General features: G+C 39.4%; 19 protein-coding genes. 5 read left to right on the top strand and 14 right to left on the bottom strand.

Annotated elements, in window-relative coordinates:
- Positions 1-188 precede the first annotated feature (188 nt).
- From Q4575_RS12230 to Q4575_RS12250, 5 genes are all read left to right on the top strand, one after another.
- On the top strand, positions 189-638 hold the full coding sequence (locus Q4575_RS12230; RefSeq protein ID WP_303523090.1) for a hypothetical protein: 450 nt from the start codon (positions 189-191) through the stop codon (positions 636-638).
- Positions 639-714: 76 nt separating this feature from the next.
- Positions 715-1,317, top strand: a complete 603-nt coding sequence (locus Q4575_RS12235; protein ID WP_303523091.1) for a bifunctional 2-polyprenyl-6-hydroxyphenol methylase/3-demethylubiquinol 3-O-methyltransferase UbiG — start codon at positions 715-717, stop codon at positions 1,315-1,317.
- A gap of 67 nt (positions 1,318-1,384) precedes the next feature.
- Positions 1,385-1,771, top strand: coding sequence for a hypothetical protein (locus Q4575_RS12240; RefSeq protein ID WP_303523092.1), 387 nt, complete (start codon positions 1,385-1,387; stop codon positions 1,769-1,771).
- 142 nt (positions 1,772-1,913) lie between these two features.
- Positions 1,914-2,144 carry a hypothetical protein gene (locus Q4575_RS12245; RefSeq protein ID WP_303523093.1) on the top strand — a complete coding sequence of 77 codons (231 nt, stop codon included), beginning with the start codon at positions 1,914-1,916 and terminating at the stop codon, positions 2,142-2,144.
- Positions 2,145-2,220: 76 nt separating this feature from the next.
- The gene (locus Q4575_RS12250) at positions 2,221-2,634 is read left to right on the top strand and encodes a hypothetical protein (protein ID WP_272181712.1); all 414 of its coding nucleotides are present in this window, start codon (positions 2,221-2,223) and stop codon (positions 2,632-2,634) included.
- Between the two features lie 30 nt (positions 2,635-2,664).
- Here Q4575_RS12250 and Q4575_RS12255 read toward each other — a convergent pair whose 3' ends face one another.
- The 14 genes from Q4575_RS12255 to trpS all read right to left on the bottom strand — a co-directional run bounded on the left by Q4575_RS12255 (position 2,665) and on the right by trpS (position 17,494).
- Positions 2,665-4,611 (bottom strand): bifunctional diguanylate cyclase/phosphodiesterase, encoded by a 1,947-nt coding sequence (locus Q4575_RS12255; protein ID WP_303523094.1) that lies wholly within the window; start codon positions 4,609-4,611, stop codon positions 2,665-2,667.
- Complete coding sequence (locus Q4575_RS12260) at positions 4,608-6,203, bottom strand: sensor domain-containing diguanylate cyclase (protein ID WP_215965236.1); 1,596 nt, start codon at positions 6,201-6,203, stop codon at positions 4,608-4,610. The genes Q4575_RS12255 and Q4575_RS12260 overlap by 4 nt, the downstream gene beginning before the upstream one ends.
- The gene (locus tag Q4575_RS12265; RefSeq protein WP_252736768.1) at positions 6,196-6,621 is read right to left on the bottom strand and encodes a hypothetical protein; all 426 of its coding nucleotides are present in this window, start codon (positions 6,619-6,621) and stop codon (positions 6,196-6,198) included. Before Q4575_RS12265 ends, Q4575_RS12260 begins: the two co-directional genes overlap by 8 nt.
- Complete coding sequence (locus tag Q4575_RS12270; RefSeq protein WP_303523095.1) at positions 6,621-7,871, bottom strand: hypothetical protein; 1,251 nt, start codon at positions 7,869-7,871, stop codon at positions 6,621-6,623. Before Q4575_RS12270 ends, Q4575_RS12265 begins: the two co-directional genes overlap by 1 nt.
- A gap of 225 nt (positions 7,872-8,096) precedes the next feature.
- Complete coding sequence (locus tag Q4575_RS12275) at positions 8,097-8,486, bottom strand: thioesterase family protein (protein WP_303523096.1); 390 nt, start codon at positions 8,484-8,486, stop codon at positions 8,097-8,099.
- A 27-nt stretch (positions 8,487-8,513) separates the two neighbouring features.
- Positions 8,514-9,320: an adenosylmethionine decarboxylase gene (gene speD, locus Q4575_RS12280; protein ID WP_215965239.1), complete on the bottom strand. Its 807-nt coding sequence runs from the start codon at positions 9,318-9,320 to the stop codon at positions 8,514-8,516.
- Positions 9,321-9,428: 108 nt separating this feature from the next.
- On the bottom strand, positions 9,429-9,833 hold the full coding sequence (locus Q4575_RS12285; protein ID WP_215965240.1) for an OsmC family protein: 405 nt from the start codon (positions 9,831-9,833) through the stop codon (positions 9,429-9,431).
- Between the two features lie 47 nt (positions 9,834-9,880).
- The gene (locus Q4575_RS12290; protein ID WP_303523097.1) at positions 9,881-10,234 is read right to left on the bottom strand and encodes a DUF3802 family protein; all 354 of its coding nucleotides are present in this window, start codon (positions 10,232-10,234) and stop codon (positions 9,881-9,883) included.
- Between the two features lie 241 nt (positions 10,235-10,475).
- A complete protein-coding gene (gene astD, locus Q4575_RS12295; RefSeq protein WP_303523098.1) occupies positions 10,476-11,969 on the bottom strand; it encodes a succinylglutamate-semialdehyde dehydrogenase in 1,494 nt (497 codons plus the stop codon).
- A 10-nt stretch (positions 11,970-11,979) separates the two neighbouring features.
- Positions 11,980-13,005 (bottom strand): arginine N-succinyltransferase, encoded by a 1,026-nt coding sequence (astA, locus tag Q4575_RS12300; protein WP_215965243.1) that lies wholly within the window; start codon positions 13,003-13,005, stop codon positions 11,980-11,982.
- Between the two features lie 63 nt (positions 13,006-13,068).
- Positions 13,069-14,274 (bottom strand): aspartate aminotransferase family protein, encoded by a 1,206-nt coding sequence (locus Q4575_RS12305; RefSeq protein ID WP_303523099.1) that lies wholly within the window; start codon positions 14,272-14,274, stop codon positions 13,069-13,071.
- A gap of 358 nt (positions 14,275-14,632) precedes the next feature.
- On the bottom strand, positions 14,633-15,772 hold the full coding sequence (locus Q4575_RS12310) for an HDOD domain-containing protein (protein ID WP_215965245.1): 1,140 nt from the start codon (positions 15,770-15,772) through the stop codon (positions 14,633-14,635).
- 79 nt (positions 15,773-15,851) lie between these two features.
- Positions 15,852-16,430, bottom strand: coding sequence for an aminodeoxychorismate/anthranilate synthase component II (locus Q4575_RS12315; protein WP_215965246.1), 579 nt, complete (start codon positions 16,428-16,430; stop codon positions 15,852-15,854).
- Positions 16,431-16,492: 62 nt separating this feature from the next.
- Positions 16,493-17,494, bottom strand: coding sequence for a tryptophan--tRNA ligase (gene trpS, locus Q4575_RS12320; protein ID WP_215965247.1), 1,002 nt, complete (start codon positions 17,492-17,494; stop codon positions 16,493-16,495).
- Between the last annotated feature and the right edge of the window lie 40 nt (positions 17,495-17,534).

Raw genomic sequence — 17,534 nt, forward strand, 5'->3', positions numbered from 1 at the left:
CGTAAGCAACAGAAGCATATTCCGCTTATTAATGAGCTAGGTAAACAGATTAATTAGTGGAACGGAGCAACTATAAGAAACTCAATAAGGACAATACAAATACAGTTAGCTTTTACGCCTTTCTCTCTCATTTTAGCCAAGCTATTTTACGCCGCTTGATTCGGCAATAACCATACTTAAGGATCTGCATGAGCATTGTCACCAATATTAAGAAAACAGTCTGGGATCTTGGAGCAATTTTATTTTTTATTTGGCTTGGGTTTAAAGCCATAGGCTATGGAATGGATTTGTTAAATGTTGACGTTTCTTCAATATGTAAGCATACAGACGTAGCAGAGTTTCCTTCGCCAAACGGTAAAAAAATTGCAAAACTTGGTTATTCTGATTGTGGTGCAACAACAAATTGGCAATCAGGCTTAAACATCGTTGATGTGAAAACCGGTAAAGTATACCGAGGCTTGTTTGGGTTGGATGGAAAACCCGACAATTTAAAAGTTGTGTGGACGTCAAATACGAAAGTAGTGGTTTCTAATTTCTCAATAGAAAATTTGCTTTGGTTTAATAATGATAACTTTGCAGGTGCATGGATAGAGTTAGAGTCAAGTATGGCTAACAATCTACTCAAGCAGGATAAATAACAGTTGGTTTTTTTTCCTTCGTCGCTTATTTTAGCCAACTATAATTTCCCGTTTAATGGGGGTTAGGCAAAACCCTATGAATCCAGCACAAATAGGCAAAAACTACGACACAATTACAGATCGTTGGTCTGATGATCGATTCAATATGAAAAACGGAATCGATCAACATAAAAAAGCAATATCCTTTGTAAAGTTGAAAGGCAAGGCACTTGATGTTGGTTGCGGAAGAACTGGGAGAATAATGGATTTGCTAGCCAAAGAAGGCTTTAAGCCTGAAGGCTTAGATATCTCAGAGAAGATGATAGCGCTAGCTCGAAGCCGCAATCCAGAATGGAATTTCTATCAAGAAGATATCTGCTCTTATCCGTTATCAGAAAAATATGACTTCATAACTGCTTGGGATAGCATTTGGCATATACCATTGGATAAGCAAGTTAGTGTGATTTCAAAACTGGCAAATGCGTTAAACCCCGACGGCATCATGATATTTTCATTTGGCGGGGTTAACGAACCGGGAGATCATACCGATGATACTATGGGGCCCATGATGTATTACTCATCTCTTGGAACAAATGGCTTTATACAAGTGTTTCTCGATAATGGTTGTACTATCAAACATTTAGAGTTTGATCAGTACCCGGAGTTACACACCTACTTAGTGGCGCAAAAAATTGCCTAATAAATTTGTCAACTGCTCCGCACTTCGGTTCGATAACAAGGTTTCATACATATAAAAAGGAAGTTTCGTGTTCTGGATTAAGCGTCATTTATATTATCAAGTCAAAAGAGGTCAAGTTACGGTAACTTTTGTTGAAGGTGACAAATCAATAACTAAATCTTGTAGTGCTTTAAATCACCCAAGAACGTTAATGGGTAATTTTATGGAGATTGAAGACTGCTTCAAAAGCATTGCTAAGGAATTAGCTCCTCGACGTTTCTTACTGCAAGACCCTACAGCGGTTGTTCACTTGTTAGAGTCAGTTGAAGGTGGTTACACAAACGTAGAAATCAGAGCTTTTAGAGAGGCGGCATTTGGCGCTGGTGCGCGCGAAATATTTATGCCTAACAGCAATTCTAAGTTATCTAAGCCACAAATTTTAAATCGAGAGTTTATGGAGTGGGACGGCGTATAAATCACAAAACTCGGACACTAAACAGTTCGCCTTTGTTCTTTTGCTCCTTTGTTTCTCACCCTAACTAATGTTGTTTTGTCTATTTTCGAGACACTTTAATTTAAAAGATGGCTCGTGTTAAAAATGTCAATTTGGGAAAATCATGTCAAATGTAATGGATAAAATTGAAACTCAAGAAAAGAACTACAATTTTAAGCTGGTTATGATCTTAGCGTTCTTGTTGGTCGCTATGTCTTTTTTTGCGGTAGGTTTTTTATATGCACAGGCACCGGGTTTTGAGCTGTTAATTAAGTTGTTGGCTGTATTTGGCGGTATTAATATTTGGTTGCTCTACTATTTATGTAAAAAATTTAACGGCGTAGTAAATATTTAATCTCTGCTGTTTGTTTGTTATAAAAACAAAATCTTAGGTAATGTAGTGCTCTTTAGAATACTTGAGGAATAGGACTATGTTTAACCGACAACAGTCTGGCCGAAAACGGTCTTACCAAGTCAGGAAAACGGGCGTGAAGGATGAAAATATCGATCGCCAGATCACCGTCATCCATAGTGCCATTGCGTTAAAGTTGGTAAGTGCCAACTTAAAAGGGGATGACGCGTACATTAAACAAGTACTTGCTGTCCTTGAACAACGTCGCGACGAAGGCCGAATGGGATATGGGGCTTTTCTAACGTGGTGGTCAATTATGGAATTGATTGATCAACCCGATGTGTTTGTCGCTGCAATAGTAGAAGATTCACCGCGTATGCGTAAGCTCAGACGCAGAACACCTTTTGTTGGTATCTTAACCGAAGAAGAACGGCAAAATGCATTAGAACAAGACTCACTTGGTAATTTACCCGATTTAAAAACACTTTATTAGCCTGCCACTGAGTTGCTTTGTCAAGCGTTATTAGTTTGCCTGTCTTATCGGTGTAACGTTGCCGTTCCCTTGAGCCTTGTAATTAATTAAAAATTGAATGAACTCTTGCTGCGGAATGGGCTTTGACCAGTAAAAACCTTGGCCGTATGTGCAACCAAGTTCTTTTAACAATAAGCTGGTTTGTTTGTTCTCGATGCCCTCAGCAACATTTTCTATGTCTAAACTCTTACTCATTTGCAGTATCGCATTAACTAAGTGTTTATTAAGGGGCGAGTCCATAATGTCGAGTACAAAAGACATATCTATCTTTAAAGTCGATGCGTTAAACTGACTTATATAACTTAGGTTCGAATAACCTGTACCGAAGTCGTCAATAGCAATTGAAGCACCTCGTTTGGTAATGGTATGTAATTGATCTTTAACGGAGTCTGTATCGTCAAAGACAATGGATTCGGTGATTTCTAATTCCAAAAATCGTGGTGCTAATTCACTTTTATTTAGGGCTAAATGAACAATATTAGGTAAGTTTCCACGGCGGAACTGGTACGGTGAAATATTCACTGAAACTTGAATTTGCTGGCCTGTTTTTGAGTGCCACTCTTTACAATCACGACAGGCCTGCATTAAAACTTGCTTACCTATTGGTGATATTAGCCCAGAGGATTCGGCAATAGGGATAAAGTCATTTGGAGTAATAAACTCACCGGTTTTAGTTTTCCATCTCAGCAGTGCTTCAGCACCAACGATTTCATTAGACTCCAAATGAATTTTAGGCTGGTAGTAAAGCTCAAATTCTTCGTTTTCTATGGCGCTTTTGAGGGCGTGAGAAAGATGACTGCGCTTTTTCAACTGGCTTTCCATTTCCATTTCAAAAAAGTTAAATTCTCGACTTTCAAGCGAATGGGCATGGGATAAAGCAATTAGCGAGCGGGTGCGCAGGATCTCATAACTTTTGCCGTCAAATGGGAACAGGGCGATGCCAATTGAATTTTGAATTTCAAGTTCATTGTCATCGATTAAAATCGGTTGGCGATTAATCGATACAATGTCTTGAACAAACTGAGAGATCTCGTCGTATCCGTTTGCTTCTAATAAAAATGAAAATTCGTTGCCAGAAAGATGAAATAGACTGGCTTTTTTACCGACTAAAATCTGAAGTCGCTCTGATAAAGCTTGTATATACTTATTGCCTACTTCATAACCTAAAGTTGAATTTATCCACTTTAGGTTTTTTTGGTCAATGGTTATTAACGCGATTAACGTGGGGCCATTAGTATTTTTTTCGATAGCGGCATTAGTTTTGACCGCAAAAATGTGTTCATTAGGTAAATTTGTTAGGGGGTTTAAATCAAATGCGACCTTAGCCTTTGCCTGCGCTTCTTGGGTTTTTTCGTTTTCGGTGACAAGGCGAGTAATTAATTTTAGATTCTCATTGGTCAAAAATCTCAAAGAAATGGTATAGAAAAATAAAACCAGTGCGAGGTTGTTGGCTTTTGCCCAGATGGAATTATCAGTAACGGAAATTGCGTCAATAACCCCTAGCTCAGTCACCCAAGCTAATCCGTACAATGAACACACCATATAAGCCAATAGGCTAAATAGTAATATTGAGCCACTTAACAGCGAAGTGCCAATTAGAATACAGGGATAGATGAGGATAGCGGTGTCGTATAATCCATCGTTTTTCCAACAAAAATAAGACGCTAAAATGACTAATGTCCACATGAGTAAACTGACAATTTCGTTAGTCGTATCGTCGCTCAGAAATTTGTAGAAAAAGCCCATTAAAATGAGTGTACTGGCGTGTTCGTAGAGGTTACTCATGTTCAAAAATATTGAATCGTTAATCAATACAATTGTCACTACGACCATTAAAACGATTAATAGTTGGCGGGTACGGTTTGTTTTATTTTGAAGTTGAAAACGTTCGGAATTCGATATTGGATTTCCTTTTACAATGACGTTCTCATCAATCATTTTACGCCTCCGGAACTGTCCTGGTCGAAAGCAAATTTAATGTATTCACTTGGCGCAGTTTGTTTATTTCTTTTGGCTCGGTACATCGCTTGGTCAGCTAACTTCACTAACGACTTAAGATCGGTATGGTCGTCAGGATAAAAGGTTACGCCCATACTTGATCCAACGGCAACTTGCATGTCTTGATTATTAAGGTAATAGGGTTTGGCAATTTTATCGTATATTTTTTCTGACAATTTCACTAAGTCTTCTTTACTGATACCCGGTAAAACCACGACAAACTCATCTCCACCCCATCGACATGCAATGTCACGCTTACGTAAACTTATCAATAATTGTTTTGCAACATGGCGCAGTATTTCATCCCCTGCGTCATGACCATAGATGTCATTAACTTGTTTAAAGCCATTTAAGTCTAGCAAGATAAAGGCAAATGGTATTTGATCGGCAATGAGTTGCTTGATTTGAACTTCTGCGCCATGGCGGTTAAGTATATTAGTAAGTTGATCGTAGTCGGCAAGTTCACTGAGTTTTTCAAGCTGTTTTCGACGTTTTGAAATATCATGTAGCGTTAATTGGTAATACTCTTTTAAGTCTTCCGAGACAATTGTTGTGACAACGATTTGTACCCAAACGGTATCGCTTGAAGGGTCTTCAGAAACAAGTTTAAATTCGCCGGTGGCGATTTCATCACTTGATATCGCGAGTTCAACTACATCTTTTAGTTGTTCGCGGTCGACAAATATTTCTTCTAACAAAACCCCAAAGTTCTTTTTAAAATGTTTACCAAGTTTACTTAACAACACTTCAAATGCTTTGTTAAACAATATGATATTGCCCGACGGTTCGGTCAAAATTATTGGTGAAATCGAGTTTTCGAATAACATTCGGAATCGTTTTTCGAGAAATTCAATGTCTTGCCTTAGTTTGGTTTCTTCTTGAAATGAGTTATATGCTTTATCAAGTAGGAAATTGACGTCGTCGACGAGTACTCCTATTTCACTGCTGGTATGAAAAACAGGGTAACTTAACCTATCCTCTGTACCGGGCTTCACCTTACCTAGTGCGCTTCCTACAGAAAGGATTGGTTTAGTGATTAAGACATAGGCAATAAAGATTGTAATTAACGTAACAAATATCGCCTGAGTTACTAGGGCGGTGGCATTGTTCTGACCGATTTGTTGTGCGTGTTGCTGAATGTATTTTTCGTCGTGGTAAAGAATAAGTTTGCCGACGGTGTCTTCTTTTATAAATGGCGATGGGATATCAAATTCACTTTTGGCGTTATCCGATTGCGCAAGAACCCCATCAATTAATTTCAAATTACTCGTTTTAAATTCGGCCGCAAGAACAACATTGTTGCTCACTAACCCTTTTAGTACGTCGTTGGCCATTTCAGTGTCTTCGAGATAAGCCGCCACAGATGCGGTAGCTGAAACGGTTGAATACAACTGGCTAATTTCGTTTTTAGTATCTTGAACAGTATCTAAGTAGGTGATCCGATAAAAAATTTGGGCCGAGAGAAAGCCTATTGCTAATGCAGCAAATATGATGATTAAGGCGAGACGAATTAATAATCCACTTTTATTCAAATCGATATACCACTTTCATGTTTTCCGTTACATAACTGGATTCTATATAGGCTATCGCATTTTTATTGTTTGCAATATAGTCCTGAATAAATTCCATTGAATTATATCCAATCGGCGGCGTAGCTTTGCCAGTAAAGCGCACTCTCGACCAATAAGAGTTAATTTGTGATAGGTTTTTATTGACCAAAGTATAATAAAATTTATGTCGCATTGCGCTTGGGCCATCAATTGGTTGCGCTTTTTCACCATTGGGAAATGCGACATATTTTCCCATATATAAATCGATTAGTTGTCGTTTGCTTAGTTGTTCCGTCGGGTTGTCAGTATTTACCACAACAACGAGCGATTGTTCCAACGCGTTGCTATTAAACACCGTTAACATGACGAGTAATTTGAAACTTCTAAGCAGTAATTTCATCAGAATATAAAACTCAGATTAAGAAACAAAGCGTGAACAATATGATCTTTGTCTAGAGATTTATCAGGGTTGTTGAGCCATAACGTATCGCCGCCTTGCTCAACATCCGTTCGGTCTAACTGCAGTTTTAACGCCATACTGTCGCTGATATCCCATCGGCCACCAATAGACACAGTACGCTGACTCGACGCATAATAATTTGCTACAGACTCAGTACCTTCTCTTAAAAGGCTCAGTTGATAAAATGCCTGGGCAGGTAATGATTTTAATTGAAGGCCTGTGTCTCCATCTTCTGAAAAACTGTATCGCCCTGAATTAGTAAATCCTAGGCTGGTAAATATCTGAAAGTTATCAATTCTATAGGTTGCAGAGAAGTAACCACTCGACAAATCCGCTATCGCTCTTTCTTGACTGGAAACTTCAGCGAGTTCACCATAAAAAGTCAGGTTGTCTAAATCGTACCGACCACCAATGGATACATAATCTGCAACAGCATCTTTTAGTTCAAATTGAGTGGCAAAGCGTTCTACGTCAGGCCAATAAGGTTCTAGTGTTTTTAAGCCGTTAATCAACTCCATTGTGACTATTGGGTTTTCATCAAAATGTCCCCGACTAAATTTTGTCGATACCATCCAATTAAAACTCTGCAGTTCAAAAGAGAAACCAGTGATATTGGCAATCTCAATTAAGTCCGCATACTGCAAACTACCGATATTCGAACGTGAAGAACCTGTGTATATTTTTGATAAAAAGCTAAAATCATCAAGCGGTAGAGTATAAGAAACATCAACACCATCAACAAAGTAGAAAGGAATAATGCCGTAGACTTCATTTGGGGCTTTTGCCCAGGGGAATGCATAGTCTACTTCTCTATACTCTGTAATCAAAAAGGTGTCTAAAGGAACTCGGCCTAATCGAATGTCTAAATTTGCTGTTGGTTTGTAACGTAAAAACGCTAATCTAAAATAATCTGATAACGCTTCTTGTTTGTTTTCCTGCAATAATACTTGTACAACAGCATCAAAGTCATTGTTACCTTGCCATTCAAGTTGTAAGCCTAGTTTAGAGTTTGTTCTAAAATCGAGGTCGCCGGAGAACTTGCCAAAAGCCTGAGAGGTGTTATTGCGATATGCGAGGTAATCTGAATCACTCGCAACAACGCCTAAGTTCCCAAAGCCGCTAAATCTTACATTAGCGTTGGCTAAAGAGGGGAAGCTTAAAATAAATAAAATGATCAAAGCTTTTGTCACAGAAAGTCCATTCATTTGTGCTAGTTAATCTTTTAATTTAAAACAGTAAGACAGTGAATTAGTCGTTTAATCAAAGCGCTTACTTTTATCGAATTTTACTTTTTTAATCTTTTATTGCGACAGTTTTGTTTGGATGCCAAATTTAATTACCTGAGTATAGCCCTAATAAATTCTAAAGTGTCTATTCAATTGTATTATTTCGTCGCAAAAAGACGGATATTTCGACTATTTGATGTGTTTTTTGAGTGAATGTTGCTCACTTTCAGAAATGGCGCAGGATTGGTTAGTGCCATAGTCAAATTTGACGAGCACACATTCACCAAACGCGACTTTTTGGTCTTGCTGCCAAACTTCCTGTAGTAAAGTAAGCGAGGAATTTCCTATTCGTTTTACAAAGGTCCTAATTTCGACATTAGCGTTATACGACATTTGCGCTACATAATTGACTTCAATCTTGGCTAAGATCAAGTTCCATTTTGTCAAATTTTGGGTCGGATTGAAAATTTCAAACACCGGCACCCGGGCGGTTTCAAACCAAACAGGGACAACAGTGTTATTGATATGACCTAACGCATCGGTTTCTGAAAATCGAGGTTGTAGACTAATTGTTAACATAATTGCCCTAATGAGTTAGAAACACACCTAGTCAGGCATGTTTCTACCGTAGAAAATTTCCTGCATTTCTTTTCGCAGTTTTAGTCGGATTTCATCTTCTTCGTCTTTTTCCAAATCAGCTTTAGTGATCCCAAACAAATAGTTGTTCAGATCATTATCTTTGATCATCATTTTGGTGTGGAACATATTTTCCTGATACACATTCACGTCGATCATTTCATAAAGCTCTAAAATGTCATCACCGATGAAGTTTTGGATAGAGTTTATATTGTGATCAATATAGTGTTTTCGGCCGTCGGTATCTCGTGTAAACCCGCGTACACGATAATCTAACGTAACAATGTCTGATTCTAACGCATGGATTAAGTAGTTTAACGCTTTAAGTGGTGAAATGACCCCACAAGTAGACACTTCAATATCGGCTCGAAATGTACAAATACCATCGTGTGGATGAATCTCAGGGTAGGTATGAACACAGATATGACTTTTATCTAAGTGCGCAGCAATTACCTCTGGTACATCTGGAACCGGACCCGGTGTTTCAGTTTGGTCGACTTCGTCAGGCGATTTTATTTCTTCTTCGCTTACTAAAATCGTTACTGAAGCACCTTGTGGTTCATAGTCTTGGCGCGCAATGTTTAAGATGTTTGCACCAATAATGTCGCAAACTTCGGTCAAAATATCGGTCAAACGGTCTGCATTGTATTGTTCATCGATATACTCGATATATTCTTTACGTTGCAATTCTGTTTTTGCATAACACACGTCATATATGCAAAACCCTAGGCTTTTGGTTAGGTTATTAAAGCCATGTAGTTTAATTTTACTGTTCAACGCAGCACCCTCTTAAAAATTTTGCGTATGATAATGGTGTTTTACTATTTTAGACAATAATTTTTAAAGTAGTTAATCGCCCGCCCTTATATCAAAAAGTGTTGAGGACTAAGCGGCTTTAATTTCAAAACTGTGGGTTATGGTTGCTGTGTTTTCTAACATTTTGGCAACAGAGCAATATTTTTCTGCAGATAAGCTAACGGCACGTTCAACATGTTTTGCCTGAATGTCATGTCCGGTAACGACAAAATTCAAATGAATAGAAGTGAAAACTTTAGGAATACTGTCGGCGCGTTCGCCACTAAGCTCGACTTCGACATCCACAATTTTTTGACGTGCTTTTTCTAAGATACCCACAACGTCAATAGCACTGCAGGTTCCTGCGGACATTAGTACCATTTCCATAGGCGTGGGTGCGCCACCTTCTCGATCGCCATCCATAACAATTTTGTGGCCAGTTTCTGAATGGCCTACAAATGTCATCGCGTCTAACCATTTTACCGTTGCTTTCATTTTATTTACTTCTTTGATTTGTTAATAGGGGTGGTTAATTGAAAAACCTAATCGAGCAGGTTGGCAATTGCTGTATCAAATACATTTTTAATTAGCCCAACAAACTCTTCGAGAAATTCTTTTTGCTCATCTGTTGCTTTTTGACCCCAAAAAACACCAAGAACTTGCTGAATGTCATACACAATACCATCAACTTCTCGAACAATTATCGAGCGGTGGTTTGTTTCAAGTTCGTCGTGTTGCGTACAAAGAATGATAATCTGGTTGCCAATTTCCTGTTCGACGAGGTCTTCAATTATTTTATTGCTCGACTGTTCAGAAGCCGAACCGTGGCGAAACACATCTAAGTTGGATGTCAGATAATCGATTAATTCTACGTAAGCGGGTTTGTCGATAACCATTTTGCCCTCATCACATTTAATATTTGGTTAGGTAACGCTTGTTGAAAGTCGGTTTCAATATGCGCTTTGTTAATGTGCCTTAATTTAACTCTTAATTGGTCAGTATTCAAAATTAGTTGCGGTTATTAGTGTATTTTTGAAGCTGATCAACGGCAATGTTATTTTTCACTAAAAACGCGCTAAGTAATGGGCCAAAAAAAACCTCTTATAACTAAGAGGTTTTTCTAATAGGTTGTTTAGATTAGATCGTAATACCTGGGCTTAATGTGGCGGGTAATTCGACTTTATCTAGTTCAACAGAGGCGACTGGGTAAGCACAGTAGTCAGCCGCGTAATAAGCGCTTGCACGGTGATTACCACTTTGGCCTACACCACCAAACGGCGCTGCACTGCTCGCGCCAGTAATTGGTCTATTCCAGTTAACGATACCGGCTCTAATACGACTTAGGAAACGTTGGTATAAATGTTCATTGTCACTAAGTAAGCCAGCAGATAGGCCGTATGTTGTATTGTTTGCAATCTCGATTGCTTGATCAAAATCTGAGAAACGGAAGACTTTCAGTAAAGGACCAAAGTGTTCAACATCTGGGAAGTTTGCGATATTAGTACATTCAATAATCCCAGGAGAAACAAATCCGGTTTCTTCTTTTAAGTGAGTTAACTCAACTAAAATTTCGCCGCCAAGTTCAACTAATTGATTTTGAGCTTCAACCATGCCTTCTGCAGCTTGCACCGATATCATCGATCCCATAAATGGTGTTTCATTGCCTTCTACGAGAGAATCGCCAACAACTATCGCTTTTGTCGCGTCAATTAATTTGGCTAATATCGCATCACCTTCAGGGCCTTCAGGTAACAATAGTTTTCTGGCACACGTACAGCGTTGACCGCTAGAAATGAATGCCGACTGAATTATATCGTGCACAACGGCTTCTGTGTTTTCAGCTTCCGTTACGATTAGTGGGTTATTGCCACCCATTTCTAATGCCAGAATTTTACCTGGTTGTGCAGCATATTGTTGATGCAATACGTGACCGGTATTTGAACTACCTGTAAAAAACAGTCCGTCAATTTGCGGATGACTTGCTAGTGCTTTGCCGGTTTCAACTTCACCTTGTACAAGGTTTAGTACGCCGTTTGGTAATCCTGCTTTTTGCCATAGCTCTACCATGATCTGAGCAACCATTGGTGTCAGTTCACTTGGTTTAAACACAATCGTATTACCGGCGATTAACGCAGGAACTATGTGTCCATTTGGTAAATGTCCTGGGAAATTGTAAGGGCCATAAACCGCTACTACGCCGTGTGGACGGTGACGTAATATGGCTTTGCCCTGTGGCATTGGGTTTTCTTTGGTGCCAGTACGTTCAAAGTACGCTTTTTCAGAAATTGCGACTTTGCCAATCATAGCGCCTACTTCAGTTTTTGTTTCCCAAAGTGGTTTGCCAGTTTCCATTGCAATAGCGTAGGCGATTTTATCTTTGTATTCTCCAAGCAGTTCAGCGAAACGTTTAACGATTTCAAGACGCGCTTCAACTGTTAGATCAGCCCAAGGATAAAATGCCGCTCTAGCTGCAACAACCGCATTATTTACCTGCGCTGGGGAAGCGCTTTGGGCAGCCCAAATTGGCTCATCTGTTGCTGGATTTAAAGACTCAAATGCTTCGCCTTCGCCCGCTAGCCATTGGCCGTTAATAAATTGTCCGTTGATAAACAGATTTTCACTTTTAGTCATAATATTTACTCTATATCAGTTTTGACGCACGGACCTTGTCACCGGCCGCCACGTGTAAATTAGCGGCGACTTTAGCCGGCAACTGGATCACTAAATTTTTATGATCTAACGTTGTTTTTAACGCTGTTGCTCTAAAGTTTTTGACCGCTAGGTTAGCGACAATTATAAATTCAGTGCCGCTTGCTTGTTCAGATATTTCGACCGTGTAGTTGTCACTATCACGAACGGTTCTAATTTGACTCACGTCAGCCTCAACCGTAGGCCCAGCATCAAAGATATCGACGTAACGTTTCCAGCTGAAACCTTCAGACTTTAATAATCGAAGTGCTGGTTGGGTTTTATTGTGTACTTTACCGATGACTTTTTGTGCTTCTTTCGATAGCAAGTTTACATACACAGGGTATTTAGGCATAAGTTCTGCGATAAAGACTTTTTGACCTATACCTGTTAAGTAATCGGCGGTAGGAAAATCGATAGAGAAAAAATGATCTTCTAACCATTGCCAAAAAGGTGATTTGCCATCGTCGTCAGAAACCCCGCGCATTTCGGCAATTACTGTATTGGCGAAACGACGTCTGTGTTCGGCAATAAATAAAAATCTAAACTTACTTAATGCGCGACCATTAATGCTTTTCCGATGGTCATCGCGAAGAAACAGCGTGCATAACTCAGTTGCGCCAGTGTAATCATTACACAGCGTTAAAATTTCGGCTGATTTATAAATGTTTAATTCGCGACTGTTATGAACCACTTTACTTAAATGGTAGTGATAAAAAGCGTCGTCGAGTCCAACCGCACCTTCTATTCCGCTGGTTCCCATGATCGCGCCAGTTTCGACGTCTTCCATAACAAACAAGTAGCCTTGTTCGGTTGGGATCTCTGATTCATCAGAGTTAAAAGCGGTTTCCGCGCGTTGAATTTTAGAGGCCAGTAATTCACCATTAACAGGTAATGATGTAAATCCATGGCCAGACTCTTCCGCGATTTTGAGCAACTCAGAATAGTCATTTTTTTCAATTGGACGAATTACAAACATGCGTCATCCTCTTTAACAAAGGCACCAGTTGGTGCCTTTAAGATAGGTATAATTTGTGTGATATTAAGCGTTTACGATTGCTGCGACAGCTTTTTCAAATCGTTCTAAACCGGCTTCTATGTCAGCTAATGGAATGACAAGAGATGGTGCAAAACGAATAACACTGGCGCCAGCAACAAGTGTCATAAGACCTTGTTCCATAGAGGCATTCAAAAAGTCTTTAGCGCGGCCTGTATATGTTTCGTTTAATTCAGCACCAACCAATAAACCAAGACCACGAATATCACTAAAAACATTGTGCTTGGCATTAATTTCAGTAAGCTTTGTTTTAAACAAGGCTTCTCTTTGTGCAACACCGGATAGCACCTCAGGTGTATTTACGGTATCAAATGCAGCTTCAGCAACGGCACAAGCGAGCGGGTTACCACCATAGGTTGAACCGTGTGTACCCACTTTCAGATGTTTTGCAATGTCTGTCGTCGTTAACATGGCACCAATTGGGAAACCGCCACCAAGTGCTTTTGCGGTTGTCAGAATATCAGGTGTAACACCCAGGCCCATGTAGGCATATAAATGACCAGTACGGCCAACGCCAGATTGCACTTCGTCGAAGATCATCAATGCATTGTGTTTATCACATAGTGCACGAACGCCTTTGATAAACTCATCAGTAGGGGCAATTATTCCGCCTTCACCTTGAATCGGTTCAAGCATTACGGCACAGGTATTGTCAGAAATTAACGCTTCTAAGCTGGCAAGGTCGTTGTATATCGCATGTTCGATTGCACCAGGTTTTGGCCCAAAGCCATCAGAATAAGCTGCTTGGCCGCCAACCGTTACCGTGAAGAAAGTTCTACCGTGGAAACCTTGCTTGAATGAAATGATTTGTGATTTTTGCTCACCAAAGTTTTCCAGAGCCCAACGACGAGCAAGTTTTAACGCCGCTTCATTTGCTTCTGCACCAGAGTTGGCGAAATATACTTTGTCAGCGAATGTAGCATCAACCAATTTTTTGGCTAAACGTAAAGCCGGTTCGTTGGTCATAACATTGCTCAAATGCCATATTTTTTGGCCTTGCTCATTTAGCGCTTCTACTAATGCTGGATGGCAATGACCTAAACAGTTAACTGCAATGCCACCGGCGAAATCGATGTACTCATTGTCTTTTTGGTCCCAAACTCGCGACCCTTTTCCTCGAACTGGGATCACAGCAGAAGGTGCGTAGTTCGGTACCATTACATCATCAAAAATATCGCGGGTAATATTCATTGTCGCCAACCTCAATTAAAACAGTAGACTAGTAAATTTAGTCTAATTAGTAGGAATATGAATCGATTATTGCAGAATTTTTTTGATATGTCTTGCCATCAAAATCGTGGCAACGCCTTTAAAATCAAGCAATAAACGAATATATAAAGAAAAAGTGAATAATTACCCACAAGTCGAAGTTTGCCAATAATTAAATACGTATAAACTATTCCCTTATGTATTCACGGACTGGATTTATAGCGCAAATTGGATCCACTTAATAATATGCAAAATGTCGGTTGCATAGAATGTCAGAAAAAAAAGTACAAATAATTTTCACGGGATCTTATTTTCTGACTGAAAACGACGAATAAAGGACTTATTCTTGCGGTCGAATGTCAATCTTGAGCAAATCAACTTTATTTAAAATGGTAATAATGTCGTTATTGATATTTGCTTGAGTCAAAAAAACCTTAGCGTCATCTAACTCAATTAGTCGTGATTTTTGCAACATTTTGTACTGCACAAATGTTTGTGATTGTTTTAATAGCCGGGTCATTGGACTTGATTGTTTAAACGGTACGTTCTCTCGCAACTCTTCCATTGTTGGCAGTATTGGCGCAAATTTGAGTCCAAGTCGTTCAATAACATGATGGGAAACTGTGGGGGTAAATCGTCGTAAAGCTTCACTAACAAAGCTATTATCTAGCGTTAATGTGTCGACTAATTTGACAATGTCTTTGCGATTGGCTTTGGTTAACGCTTTCATTTGTATTACCCGCACTGTATCAAAGGCACGTAAATAGAGTCGAAGCGACATAGACATACCTATGCCATGGAGCAGCCCTAACAAAAATGCGACGGATTCATCTATTTTGTAGTATTTAGCCAAAGTGCGGGCACAATTGGCCGTTGCGATAGAATATTGCCAAAACTTTTCTTTAAAATCGTTATAAGGCTCTGTGCTGTGTGGCAGCCAATTTTTACCAATGTAACTTAATAGCGCAAACCTGACATTATCAACACCAATATATCTCACGGCTAAGCCAATTTTATCCACATGCGCCTTGTTTGAGTTTTCTGCTCGGAAGGGCGGGTTATTTACCATTTTTAAAATGTCACGAGTTAAGAATGTGACTTTTGATATTAAGGTATCCAACTGCGTCGCCGTCGTGGCCCTTTTTACGCAGGCGTCTAAAACATCAGGGATATTTGGGTCAATAGTTAATATTTGGGAGAATAAATAGTTCTTATCATTTGAGTATACGTCTAAATATTCGAATAGGGCTTCGTGGAAGTATTCGTTCACATATTCTTTGAATTCTGTTTCAGTGGCTTGTTGTTTCACCTTACGTTCAAGCGCTTTCTCTTCAATGTGCAGTAACTCTCGAGCAGTACCCAATTGTTTTCTGTCGGCATAAACACCCAAACGGGTTAAAGCGATTTTTTCTGACAACATAAGATCAAAAAATCGAGACTGGATAAATGATGTGGTTTTTTCCTGCTGCGATACGCTCATAACTTTACTGCTGCCCTGACTGTTACACTGACTGTTACACTATGATTTAAGGTTGTTTTTTTGCAATTTAGTATTGTAGCTAGAATTTCAAAAAATTGTCTAGAATTAACATACCTTGATGCGTTAACACAGATTCAGGATGAAATTGTACCCCAGCAACGGGATAATCTTTTAACTGCAACGCCATCAATTCATCTTTTACATTATTTTTTTCCAATCCCCAAGCGGTAGGCTGGATAAAGTCCGGTAGCGTATTATGATCAACAATCAGTGAGTGATATCGTGTTACTTGTAATGGATTTTCTGCACGACTAAACAAGCCATTTTCTGAATGCGTAATTAAGCTGGTTTTACCATGCATTACTTTTTTAGCTTTAATGACGTCTGCTCCAAAAGCCTGCGCTATGCTTTGGTGACCTAAGCAAACTCCAAAAATAGGCGTGGTTTGATAAAACTGCTTTATGATCTCAAGTGACAAACCTGCTTCATTCGGAGAGCAGGGACCTGGCGAAATTACTATATGTTCGGGATTTAATGACTTTATTGCAGCGATAGAAAGTTCGTCGTTGCGAACCACTTTTACGTCTTGATCTAGCGATTGAAAATATTGCACTAACGTATACGTAAAAGAGTCGTAGTTATCTATCATTAACAACATAGAGGAATGCTCGCTGAGGAAAATAAGGCGGCGAGGTTAATTGCCTTTGCCGCCTTTAATCTTTATGGACGCGGGATAAAACCGATTGCATCGTAAACTGCTGTGAGTGTTTTCTCAGCTTTAACAGATGCTTTGTCTGCCCCTTTTTTCATTATGTCGTTCAATAAAGTTTGGTCGCCTCGGATTTCTTTAAATCGCGCTTGAATTGGCTCTAACATTGAAACAACTGCGTCGGCGGTATCTTTTTTCAAGTGCCCATACATTTTGTCTTCATATTGAGGTACTAAATCTGCTATTGACTGATTAGTTGCAACGCTTAACAAGGTTAAGAGATTTGAAACGCCAGGTTTCTCAGCGGTGTCAAAATAGATACGGGCTTGCTCGTCAGAATCAGTAACCGATTTTTTGAGCTTTTTCTCAATTTTCTTAGGTTCATCTAGCAACATGATGTAGCCATTTGGGTTGTCATCGGACTTCGACATTTTTTTCGTCGGGTCTTGTAGACTCATTACACGTGCACCAAACTCTGGGATATACGGTTCTGGAACGGTAAATACGTCGCCATAAACATTGTTGAATCGCGTTGCGATATCGCGAGTCAGTTCCAAATGTTGCTTTTGGTCTTCACCTACAGGCACTTTGTCAGCCTGATATAACAAGATGTCAGCTGCTTGTAAAACTGGGTAGCTAAACAAACCAACATTGATATTGTTGTTATGTTTTGACGACTTGTCTTTAAACTGAGTCATGCGATTTAACTCACCCATTTGGGCGTAACAATTTAGTACCCAAGCAAGTTGTGCATGTTCTTTTACATGTGATTGCACAAATAACGAAGAACGATCTGGGTCAATTCCGCAGGCAGCGTACAAGGCAATACCGTCTAAGACACGACTTTTCAGTACGTCTGGTTCTTGGCGAATAGTAATCGCGTGCATATCAACCAGCATAAAATAACAATCATGATCGTTTTGTAACGTACGCCATTGGTTGATTGCGCCGATATAGTTACCTATTGTCATACCGCCCGTTGGCTGGATACCGCTTAAAACTGATTGTGTCATAACTGTCCTGTCAGAGTAAAAGTGTCGAAACTTGCTGGAA

This window comes from Psychrosphaera sp. 1_MG-2023 (assembly GCF_030548245.1).
GTDB lineage: Bacteria > Pseudomonadota > Gammaproteobacteria > Enterobacterales > Alteromonadaceae > Psychrosphaera > Psychrosphaera algicola.